Consider the following 1175-nt stretch of genomic DNA (forward strand, 5'->3'; position numbering starts at 1 on the left):
GTCGAGCATGCCAAAGACCGCCTTCATCGCCGTGGATTTGCCCGCGCCATTGGGGCCGACGATGACGGCGATCTCACCCTTTTCGACGGCGATGGTGCAGCCGCGCAGGATATCGGGGCCCTTGCCATAACCGCCCGTCATCGTGTCGCCGATCAGGAAGGGGCCCCCCGGTGCGGGGTGGCTTTTGCCGCCCCCTTTGACCGGCTGCGCGGTGCCTTGCCCTTTGGGGTTCGCGATCGACAGGTCCTTGTTGCCCCGGTCGCCGTATGGGTTGCTCATGTCAGTCTCTTTCATTCGGTGTCCAGGGCTGCCGCAGGGATGGGCGCGGCGCAGGATATCTCATCCGCACATGTGTCGCGCAGCATCATGGCCACCTCAAAGGACATCTTGTCCATTTCATCCAAAGGCATTGTGTCGGTGGTATCGAGGTACAGCATAATCCGCGCTGATCCGACATCCGACAACATGACCGCGCTCATGGTGCGGTCGCCTTCGATCTCGTCATATTGCAGGTGGCGCAGGGTCGTGCCCATCGGGGTGTCGATCCGGTCGACCTTCAGCACCTCGGGGGCAGGGCCGCCATCCGCCGCGATCCAGGCGCTATAGGTCTCGTATTGCTCTTCCAGCGTCGAGGTGCCGTCGGCGATGTCGTACCCGGGCCATTCTTGGGTGAAGTTCAGGATCACCTCGCCCAGATAGCGGGTGGAGCCGTCGCCGACCGTGTCCCAGGTTGCTTCTTCCCACGGGGTGCCCCGATCGCACATCCAGACCTGCGCCGACAGCTGCGCACAGGCCGCAGCGGCCTGCGGCAGGGCAAATCCCGCGCAGAGCGTCAATGCGGTGGCCATCCGTCTCATGCAGACACGGCCTTGTTCTTGAGCCCGGTGCCCAGATAGGCCTCGATCACCTGTTCGTTGGCCTTGATCTCGGGCAGGGTGCCTTGAGCGAGAACCTTGCCCTCGGCCATACAGATCACCGGATCACACAGACGGCCGATGAAATCCATGTCGTGTTCGATCACAACAAAGGTATAGCCGCGTTCCTTGTTCAGCCGGATGATCGCGTCACCGATGGTATTGAGCAGCGTGCGGTTCACACCGGCCCCGACCTCGTCAAGGAACACGATCTTGGCGTCGACCATCATGGTCCGCCCCAGTTCCAGCAGCTTTTTCTGA

The 1175-nt window shown here is 62.2% G+C and carries 2 protein-coding genes and 1 pseudogene; all 3 read right to left on the bottom strand.

What is annotated here, in order from left to right; all coding sequences use genetic code 11:
* The coding region (locus B4F27_RS17550) for an ATP-binding cassette domain-containing protein (protein ID WP_286760297.1) at nucleotides 1–279 on the bottom strand (279 nt) is incomplete at its 3' end.
* Between the two features lie 11 nt (nucleotides 280–290).
* Complete coding sequence (locus tag B4F27_RS17555) at nucleotides 291–857, bottom strand: hypothetical protein (RefSeq protein ID WP_051577590.1); 567 nt, start codon at nucleotides 855–857, stop codon at nucleotides 291–293.
* Nucleotides 854–1175: pseudogene (locus tag B4F27_RS17560) on the bottom strand (ABC transporter ATP-binding protein); the annotation flags it as partial. The pseudogene B4F27_RS17560 and the gene B4F27_RS17555, both read right to left, overlap by 4 nt.

It is taken from the genome of Sulfitobacter sp. UBA1132 (assembly GCF_002311545.1).
Lineage (GTDB): Bacteria > Pseudomonadota > Alphaproteobacteria > Rhodobacterales > Rhodobacteraceae > Sulfitobacter > Sulfitobacter pontiacus.